The sequence below is a fragment of the Empedobacter stercoris genome (assembly GCF_020281205.1).
Taxonomy (GTDB): Bacteria; Bacteroidota; Bacteroidia; order Flavobacteriales; family Weeksellaceae; genus Empedobacter; species Empedobacter stercoris.
This window is the reverse complement of sequence record NZ_JACXZC010000003.1, coordinates 167,315-177,729: the sequence shown is the minus strand read 5'-3', so window position 1 is coordinate 177,729 and position 10,415 is coordinate 167,315. Positions and strand designations below refer to the sequence as shown.

The following is a 10,415-nucleotide window of genomic DNA, read 5'->3' as shown; positions in this document are numbered from 1 at the left end:
TATTGATAATCTTTAATCAAATTTTTATGTTTTTTAAAACGATGATACGAATTGGTAGTTTTGTGATAACTTCTTTTGGGGATGATTAACAAATGGTTAGCCCTTAAGAAGTCAAAGAATTTGTCTCTGCCAATTCTTAAATTTTCAAGTTTCTCTTTCAAAAGAAAATACAGTTTCTTTCCACCCATTTTTGGATGAATCATTCGCAGCTCTGCTACCCAATCCACAACCTGCTGTGCATTTTGTTGCCGCTTTGCTCTTCGTTTCAAATGACGATAATAAACCTGTCGGTCAACCCCGAACAATTCACAGGAGAAACTTATGGTTTCTTTTTGTTCCCTTCGGAAAGATTCGATAGTTCGGGTGGTGAGTTTTTTCGTATATCAATTTGATATTCCTCTTCGGCAAGGTTAATCATCATATCGAAAATAATGGCTTTTTTATCAGCCACATAAGCTTGTTTCTCAAGGAAAGCCTTCTGCTTTTGCAAAAGTTTTACTTGAGCTTCAAGCTCCATGATCTTTTGTTCTGGTGACTTTGGCATATTCGATGGTGTTTGGTTCTCCCAATCAAAGGTACCAAATTTTCTGAGCCAACTCATAACTGTACTTCGGGCTTGGATGCCATACTTACGGCAAGCGCCCACAGTAGATAATTCCCCAGACTCAATTTCTTTTACAACATTCAACTTAAAAGACATACTGTAATCGCGCTGAGTACGTTTGACATAATTGCTTCTTTCTTCCATAATAACGATTTCTTTTTTGTATCGCTATTTCAGGACGGGACACAACTAAACATAAAAAAAGCCTCCAAATTTGGAGGCTTTTTTTATGTTTTACTTTTAATATTGCTCTAAAAGATATTTAACCAAATCTGTAGAAGTCACAATCCCAACAACCTCGTTATTATCTACAACTGGCAAAGAGTGAAAACTTTGTTGTGATAAAATCTCTGCAACATCCTTAATGTTTGTTTCAGAAGAAACAGTTACAGGCTCTTTTACCATCACATCTTTCAGTTCGTATGTATCATACAAAGCATTCAATGCATTCGTATCAACATCACCTACTCCATATCCTAATCTCGAAACATCATTTTTACTTACAACTCCTACCAACTTAGTTCCTTCAGTTACAGGAATATGTCGAATATTATACTCCTTGAACAATTCATTCACTTCACTTAATTTCTTATTTGCTGGAACTGCAATTAAAACTTTTGCCATAATCTGATTTACTGGTACTCTTTGTTTCATTTTCTTAATTATTTAAATTGATTAACTTTTCTATAGTAAAATTCATCAATAATTCATTCATTTGAAATGATATGCAATAGCAAAAAATAAAATAAAATTTCGTATCTTAAATAGATTTGACTGTTTTTTTTTGAGGATTCTAACAGCTTGTTTATTTATAAAAAATCTTTCAACAACTCATTAAATAAAATCGATTTTATCAATTAAAAAAAATTAACAAATGTTTATTTTTTTATCTGTCAAGTTAATAATAATTTTAAAGATTAAGATTTATTGAATCGAAATAATTTTATACTCGCATGAAATATTTTTATTTACTCGCATTATACTTAATTACAGTTACAACTTTTGCGCAATCCAAATTAGAAACAGCCATAAAAAGTCTTCAGACAAATTATGCACAAGAAAAAGTTTATTTATTATTTGATAAACAAGACTACATTGCTGGAGACAATATATGGTTCAAAGCTTATACACTAAATGGATATCAACCAAGTTTGATCTCTACCAATCTAATCGTAGAATTATATGATAAAGATAAAAACTTATTGAACCGAAAATTGGTGCCGATTATAAATGGAGAAAGTGATGGAACATTAAACACAAAAGCTGAACATGAAGAAGGAATTTATTTTGTGAGAGCGTACACAACTCACATGACTTTTTTTCCTGAGCAATTTCAATACATTAATCAAATCAAGATTTTCAATCCAAATTCTAAATTAAAAATCGTTCCAAATCAAAACCTAAAATGGAATGCAAAAGCGCACGCTGAAGGAGGAAATTTTATTCAAAATCAAACGACAAAATTCGCTGTACGATTAAAATCTGACGGAAAGTTACCTAAAAAATGGCGTGGAATTGTTTTCGAGAAAGACAATCCAACCAACCAACTATCAACATTTGAAAATTTAGATGAAAACGTGGGTACATTTTCATTGAGAGCAGAAGAAGGTAAACTCTATCAAGTACAAATAACTGATGACAAAGGAATTCAACAAATTATTGATTTACCTGAACCGAAAAAAGAAGGCGTATTATTAAAAGTTGTGCGTAACAGCAAGGATATTATGATACAACTGAAAAGTATTAATCTAGAAAATCCCTTGTTAAACCATAAAATTATTGGTACAATAAACAATGAACTTGTGATGAGTTCTCAGATTATAAAAAGTATCGAAACCGCATCTACACTTGTCCCAAATGAAGTTTTAGAGAATGATAAAGGAGTTCTCAACATTACCGTTTTCAATGAAAATGATCAAGAAATTGCCAATCGATTACTCTTTATTAATCGCAATGATTTGTATAAAAAACCCGCCATTACTTTCGAAACAACTACTCGTCCACGCGAATTAAATACAATACAACTTGAATCTGATCAAGAAATCAATTTCGCTTCAGTCATTAAAGATCAAAAAGAGAATGATGAAGACAATTTGCTTTCGGCTATGTGGTTGTCACGAGATTTCACGTCAAACATCAGCAATCCTGCTCAATATTTCAAGAACAATGAATATTCTGAAAATTTGGATGCCCTACTTATTACAGAAAAATGGAGAAGATTCACATGGGAAGATATCATCGCAGGAAACATTGTAAAACCTGATTTTGAAACAGATAAACGTTATTTATCGTATAAAGGAAAGGCGTACATGAATGGAAGAGAATTAAGCGATGCTGAATTGAGTATTATCTACAAAATGCAAGATAGTCCGAAGAATTTTGCTACACTTTCCACTGATTACGAAGGAAGTTTCGAAATGAATAATTTATTCTATTATGGTCCTATGGCGATGAATTATTTCTTGAATTCGGAAAATTCTAAACCCGCTAATAATGGAACATTGACTATATCGGTTGCTCCAAATTATAAAACAAAAGCGTATAAAGCTAAATTACCTGCTACACCTTATGTGTTAGAAGAAATATCGGATGCAACAAACAGTAAAGAGATTGAAAAACAACACGCCTATAAGAGGAATATAAAAATCATTAATGATAAAAGTATTCGATTAAAAGAAGTTGTGGTAAAAGCCGATAGTAAATCTAAAACAATAAAGCTAAACGAAGAATTGAGCAGTGGAATGTTTAAGAATATTAACGAAACAGTAATTGATTTTGTAAACGAACCTCAACCCATCGAAGGTTATTATAACGTGGTTGATTTTTTAGCTGGAAGAGTTGCTGGACTTACGGTTTCTAACGGTATTCCAAAAATTAGAAATGCTGAAGTTAATATTTATCTAAATGAAATGAAAATTTCTCCAGACAACCTAAACGGAATAAACATTCGAGATATTGCCATGGTAAAAGTATTCAAAGGTGCAGGTTTATTAGGAAATGCAATCGCTATTTACACCAAAAGAGGAAGTGATGCGCCAATTGACAACACACCAATGTTAACGAATAATTTGATTCAATTAGGTGGATACAACAATTCGCTCCCATACTTTAGTCTTGATGATTATGAATCTCTATACTCCGAAGTTCCAGATGACATTAGAAGTACTTTATTTTGGAATCCAAACTTGTATATTGAACCAGGAGAAAATACATCCATCGAATATTTTAACAACGATAGTCCAGGGAATTATAAATTAACCATAATTGGTTTTGACGAAAAAGGAAACCCTGTTTTCTACGAAGGTAAAATTGAATAAGAATAAAAAAACGTTTTGAGCTATTCAAAACGTTTTTTTTATTGTTTAAAACCTCGCCTGTACTTGTACGCTTCCGGTATGTATCGGTTTATTCTCTTCCGTTTTTCGTCCATCATACGAAATATTTAATTGCAGAAAACTTGTGATTTGTCGTTGCAATTGCAATTGCCAAACAAAATTATTTCCTGCTCGTAAACCTTCCATCATTTGATTTCCTACAATTGATTCTTGATTACCCACAAATTGATTGTTGATAAAACTAAAACTTCCCAACAAACTCATCTTTTCCGAACTATTCCATTGCAATTCTGTACCCAAATCAGACTGATTTAATTGCTCTTCTCCAGAAACATTTTTCTTATTCTGATAATTATAAAACAATGAAGCTACAATTGATTTCTCCGTTTGATAACTGATTTTTGGCGATAAACGAAGATTGTTTAACTTGTAACGACGACTTGCAAAAATCTCCGAATCACTATTAATTACCATATATTCTGTATCAAAACTCGCAATTAAATCTTGCAAAATCTTATAACGTGTTTGCAACAAATAACTATCCGAATCGCGGTATTCAGAACCTGTATAAACATAGGTTTGGGATTGTTGTTGATTGTAAATAAAATTCGTCGACCATTTATATTGTGTGCCTTGATTAAAGAAAATCGATGAACGAATACTTCTCGTTTTCCCTAAAATCTGTGCAGAATTGGTAAAAGGATTCCATTCTAACGTCGAACCTTCTTTGCGTAAAGAATTACTTGCCGAAATATTTTGTTGAAACATCCAACGATTCCAGAATTCATTTTCAGTATTAAAAACCTGTTTTGGACGAAAACGTAACGTAAAATTGAATTGATTTTTATTTGTTTTTAAATACTCTATTGTATTTGTATATACACGAATATAATTTGCTTGATCGATAAATTCTGCCACTTCAAACTCATCAATTTGTTCTACTCCATCACCATTATAATCGGTCCATTTGTAAATCCCCATTCCATCCGAAACTTTTACATACTGAAATTCTCGCTGCGGCTCTACTCCACTCCCCACTTCATAATCTACATTTAACTGCAAACCTTGATTAAAAAAAGCTTTGTACCATTTCACATTACCCGTCATAAAATCTTCGTTTGGCGCATTCAAAAATTGATAATTTACTCGTCGATAATGAAAATTTACACCTAATTGATGATTTTGTTTTTGAATTAGAGATGAATTAAAAATTAGCCCTTTACTTTGTTGAATATTTTGCCAAGTCCCTAAACGAACCGAATCATCTTGACGTTGATAAACCGTTAAGTCTATTTTTCGCCCAATAGAATCTGCAAAACCTCCTTTCAACTGAAACTCATTCCATTTAAAACTCAAATTCGATTTTTCATTTTGTACCAAATCATCGATATCATTATTTTCTCCCCAAACACGCGCACCAACCCAAAATTTAGATCCAATTTTTCGTTTTCCATCAATCATGTAGCGTGCAAAATTGGTGTTTTGAAGCGTTGCTTTAGTTGATAAAATATTGGCTTGCGCAACAATCTCATCCTTTTCTGTTTTATAATTCGCATCTATTTGATTTCTCAAACCTTTGTACAGGCCTGTATTTTCAAGATAATCAACTGTGTATTGTGCGTTAAATTTTTCTTTCCAAGTTGAATTGATTTTTGCTGTGATAAAATTCTGATTTACGTCACTTAATTCTTGTACCAAGTTAAAATCACGCGCAAATTCTACCGCACGCAAACGCTCGGCACTTTTGTAATTTTTGTTGATAAAATTCCATTCTGCATAAGGTGTGATTTTCCAATCGTTAAAAGAAAATGTTTTTTCTCCATAAATCCGAGTTGCTAATCCAGAATTAGCGTTATCATCAATCGAAGAAAATAAATTTTGATCATAATTACTCAGTCCTACATTAAAACCAATATTCCCATTATCTTTCAACTGATATTGACCATTTAGTGTATAAATCTGTAATTTCTTTGGAGAAATCAATTGCTTAATTGGTTCGTAATCGCCTTGTAAAACACCCGTAATAGGTTCAGTAAATTGAAAAACTTTTCCGTTCTGGTTTGCATTTATTTGACGATAATTTCCTTGATTAGCACCAACGTATGTAAACGCAACTTGATACAATTCGTCATTTGGATCAGTCGAATATTCAAAAATATCTAAGCCATTTAAGTTCACTTTTCGATACAAAATTCGGTTCGAATCATAACTTATTCTTTCAGCAGAAACAGTGTACATTTTAGCTGGATCATTTCCTGCATTGGCCAAAATTTGTTTTTCATCATCTGTTAAATCATTTCCAAGCGAATTGTTTTTCGAATCACCTTGAGAAAAGAAAAAACCTGACAGTTTTAATCGTTCTGTTTCATACTCAGCTCCACCGTAAAGTAAAACTTGGGAATAATTGCGCGAATTATATAAATACTCAACATTAATACGCGTGTTTGCAGTAATTAATCGGTTCGACGTAAACGAAATTTCTCCCGTATTGTAATTAATAACATAATCATTTTGCTCTCCTCGCTCTAATTGAACACCATCAATGTAAACTTTTTCACTTCCCGAAATAATTATCACATACAGCTCATTGTTCTTTCCTGAAAGGCGGTAAGGACCTTGATTACCATCTTGTCCTACAAAATTAACACGCATAAATTCGCCTCGTGTAATACTTCCTGAAGCAAAAATATTCGTCGAAGATTTCTCACTTTTTAATTGCGTGGATAATTGTAAACCTGTTACTTTTTGATTGAATGGATTGAAAAAATCTCGTTCTTGATTGGTGTTAATATCAATATGTCCTGCTCTAATTTTAGAATTTTTATTGGCTAATTCGATGTAAACTTTATCAAATTCTTGTAAATTCTGCGTATAACCATCAGACTCTATCGGAACATTATTGTCCGCTATTGCCGCACTTACCGTAATATCATCCGATAATTTACCAGACAGCTCCAAATCTAACGAAGATTGTACAGAGCCACTTTGGTTATTCCCAAAACGAATTCCACGAACCATCGACCCTTTGCTATTTAAACCTTCAAAAATATCTTTGGTTGCTTGCTTTGAATCGGGTTCGAGTTGATAAAAAATGTTAACAGGTTTGTCATCTTTCACAATAATCGACGGATTCTTCGCGTAGAAAACTGATTCGACCAATTTCGGATTGACGAAATATTGGATTCTCACCATTTGTCTTGCTAACGAAGTTGAAAAATAAATTTCGTTTCGATCAAAATTAATTGAATAATGATCTTTTGGAATTGCATGACCTGCAGAATCTAAAACTTGAAATTTTTCGGTTAAAATTCCTTTATACTGAAGTTTTATAGTATCTGAAATTAGAACAGAATCTTGTCTGAAATTTGTATTTTTCCAACCAAAATTTTGAGCAAAAACAAAACTGTTTGCTAACCAAAAACTCAGAAAGAATAAAACGCGAAATTGCAAAAGATTTTTAATAAATAACGATATTTTCGGTTAAAAATTTTACTCGAATGTAAATCACTTTTTTTGAACTAAATAATAATCCTTTTGAATACGATCATTATAATTTTTTTGATTTTTTGACGAATGATTTAAATCGACAACGCCAATTTTTTGAAACGAATAATTCTTAAATTGTTCTGCTATCAAAATTGAATCGGATTGATTTGCTAACATTCCAAATTTCGTTTCTTTCGGAAAATTTAGCTTCTTTCCATCATAAATTGCCGGAATAGAAGTGCCATAATCTAACACTATTTCTGGTACAAAACTTTGCGTTTCGTATGTTTTAATCTGATATTGTTTTTCTAATTTATGAAGATTTTTAGCTGATGAGTACAGCTCCTCGGAAAACGTTAATTTTGAAAGTGGAAAGCCAAATGCAACAACTGAACACATCAATAATACGGTGGAATAAAATACTTGTTCGAAAGATTTTATTTTTAATCCTTTGAGTATTGATAGACCTAAAACTAATCCAACAACCGCAAACGGAATCGACCAAACCAAAAATTCTGATAACCGATCTTTTGTATAAATAAAAACACCTACAGCGATTGCAATTCCAATTAAACCATATAAACCAAAAGCGAAATTTGTAAAATATTTTTCAAGTTTATTGCTAAAGTTTTTAAATTCTAATCTTAAATATTCGATATAAAAACCAATATTCATCGCTAATGGAATCAAAACTGGTAATAAATATCTTGATTTTTTTTCTGGAATTAACGATAATAAAACCACAGAAAAAACCGTCCATAACCATGCAAATTGATAGGCTCTTTTATTGGTTACTTTATGTCTCAGATAAGGATAAATTAAACTTACCAAAGCTGGAATTGTCCACAAACCAGATTGTGTAAAAAAGCTCCAGTAATAATAAATTGGGCGAGTATTGTAACTGTGCCAATTGTTTACCTCTTTTGTAGAAGCTGCTAAAAAGTGCTCAGCATCAAAGTATTTTACATACAACATCCAAGCAAATCCTACAACACAACCCAATATAATCGTCAATAAAGCGATCCTTAAATTTCTACCTAATTTCTGTCTAAAAACTATAAAATAAGCAATTAAAAATGGCAAAAATAAGGCATACAACGAAACTGGACCTTTGCTCATGATCGAACATCCTAAGAAGAAAAATGCAATTATAAAATTGAATAAATTAAATTTAGTTGCTTGAAATTCCTTCACTAAAAAGAAAATTGTACCCATCATAAAACTATGTGTGTACATATCCCAATTGTTATCTCTTCCTGAGAAAAAAACGTAAAACGACGTAATCAAAACCAATGAAGAATTTACAACTTGCTGTTTTGTTAAATCGAATTTTGTTAACGTTTTATAAAACCAAATAACTAATAAAATGGTAATTAAAACAACTGGAACGCGTAACCAAAAGAAATTTTCGAAACCAAAAACATTTCCAAATACAGCTGTAATCCATGTTGGTAAAGGTGGTTTTTCGTATCGAGGTAAACCATTAAGTGTAGTAAAAATCCAATTTCCATCATTCACCATTTCTCTCGCAGAAATTATATTTCTCGCTTCCATAATGTTGGTTTGTAGAACATCTAAGTTGACAAACAACATCAAGATTGTCACAATGATTAAAAATAAAACTGAATTTTGTTTAATCCACTGAACCATTTTTTTCTTTTCGTTTGATTAATATATTTCGAGCATAAACAATAAATCCCATAAAATGCCCAACAAATAAAACGGGATCTTTTCGGATAATTGCATAAATTAAAATCAACAAGGATCCAGATAAACTAATTAACCAAAATCCCATTGGTAATTGTGATTCATTTTTTCTTTCAGAATAAAGCCATTGATAGATAAACCGAAAGGTGAAAAGAACCTGAGAAACAATCCCTAATGATAACAACCATGTCGGAATTTTTTCGTTTTTAAATAGTAAATCTACATCAAAAATACCGTTATTAAATCCATACAAAACAATTAACACAGGAAAAATATACAAGAAAATACGGACAATTTTCGGGAATTCGTGCCAATGATTTTGCAATTGTATGTTTCTGATATAAATGTAATATGTTAGCGTTTGACCTAACATGATCGAAAAATCATGACGCAAATAACCATATAAAAATAAAAGTACAGAGGCAAAAAGACTAATTTCCCAAAACAATTTTGGTGTAAGTACTTTTTTATTTTTTTCGGAAACAATCCATTGCAAAATTAGCCGACTTGAAAAAAGCGTTTGCGCAATAAATCCAATGCTAATTATAATCCAATTTGACATTATGCTCCTTCTTGAATCTTATAATTGATGTATTTTTTCTTCATCCAAACAAATGCAAAACAATCCATTAAAGGACCTAATAAACGGTTCCATAGATTGAATTTTGATTCGCCTGCGATACGTGGAAAATGTTTGACAGGAACTTGAGTAACCGTTCCGTTTTGAAGTAGAATCATAGCTGGTAAAAAACGATGCAACCCTTTGAACATTGGAATCTTTTTCGCTTTTTCAGTATTGATAACTTTTAATGGACAACCGGTATCATCCATTCCGTCATTTGTAAAAGCTCTTCGGATTGAATTTGCAATTTTAGATGACATATTTTTCACAAAAGAATCTTTACGATCTGCACGAACACCCGTAACCAAATCATATTGATCTGCTAAACCTAAAAGCTTATTGAAATCTTCAGGAGCTGTTTGTAAATCTGCATCAATATAACCTACCCATTTCGAATGTACAGAATCAAAACCAGCTTTTATTGCAGCTGACAATCCATAATTTTTATCAAAAGATATGTAGTGAAACTTCTCGTTTCTTTGGCAGATTTCTTTGATTAATGGTAAACTTTTATCTTTAGAACCATCATTAATCAGTAAAATTTCAGTTGATTTTACAGCGGTTTTTACATACTTATTCATCTCATTTTCCAAACGTAACAAATTATCTTCTTCGTTATAGATTGGAATAATAATTGTGAATTCTGTTGACATTTATTTAA

General features: G+C 31.6%; 7 protein-coding genes and 1 pseudogene. 1 reads left to right on the top strand and 7 read right to left on the bottom strand.

Annotated features, from left to right (window positions below):
• The 3 genes and pseudogenes from IF125_RS02875 to IF125_RS02865 all read right to left on the bottom strand — a co-directional run.
• Window positions 1-269 (bottom strand): annotated as a pseudogene (locus IF125_RS02875) (IS3 family transposase); the annotation flags it as partial.
• A gap of 50 nt (window positions 270-319) precedes the next feature.
• Window positions 320-748: a helix-turn-helix domain-containing protein gene (locus IF125_RS02870; protein WP_225541442.1), complete on the bottom strand. Its 429-nt coding sequence runs from the start codon at window positions 746-748 to the stop codon at window positions 320-322.
• 96 nt (window positions 749-844) lie between these two features.
• The gene (locus IF125_RS02865) at window positions 845-1,258 is read right to left on the bottom strand and encodes a CBS domain-containing protein (RefSeq protein WP_171623294.1); all 414 of its coding nucleotides are present in this window, start codon (window positions 1,256-1,258) and stop codon (window positions 845-847) included.
• Window positions 1,259-1,557: 299 nt separating this feature from the next.
• On the opposite strand from IF125_RS02865, the gene IF125_RS02860 reads away from it, so the two are divergent.
• On the top strand, window positions 1,558-3,921 hold the full coding sequence (locus IF125_RS02860; RefSeq protein WP_225541441.1) for a hypothetical protein: 2,364 nt from the start codon (window positions 1,558-1,560) through the stop codon (window positions 3,919-3,921).
• A 45-nt stretch (window positions 3,922-3,966) separates the two neighbouring features.
• On the opposite strand, the gene IF125_RS02855 is transcribed toward IF125_RS02860, so the two are convergent.
• The 4 genes from IF125_RS02855 to IF125_RS02840 are packed head-to-tail and all read right to left on the bottom strand — an operon-like array spanning window position 3,967 to window position 10,407.
• Window positions 3,967-7,389, bottom strand: coding sequence for a hypothetical protein (locus IF125_RS02855; RefSeq protein WP_225541440.1), 3,423 nt, complete (start codon window positions 7,387-7,389; stop codon window positions 3,967-3,969).
• Window positions 7,390-7,443: 54 nt separating this feature from the next.
• Window positions 7,444-9,075: an ArnT family glycosyltransferase gene (locus IF125_RS02850; RefSeq protein WP_225541439.1), complete on the bottom strand. Its 1,632-nt coding sequence runs from the start codon at window positions 9,073-9,075 to the stop codon at window positions 7,444-7,446.
• Entirely contained in the window at window positions 9,059-9,694 is a 636-nt protein-coding gene (locus IF125_RS02845) for a lipid-A-disaccharide synthase N-terminal domain-containing protein (protein ID WP_188319319.1), read from the bottom strand. Before IF125_RS02845 ends, IF125_RS02850 begins: the two co-directional genes overlap by 17 nt.
• A complete protein-coding gene (locus IF125_RS02840) occupies window positions 9,694-10,407 on the bottom strand; it encodes a glycosyltransferase family 2 protein (RefSeq protein WP_171623876.1) in 714 nt (237 codons plus the stop codon). Before IF125_RS02840 ends, IF125_RS02845 begins: the two co-directional genes overlap by 1 nt.
• Between the last annotated feature and the right edge of the window lie 8 nt (window positions 10,408-10,415).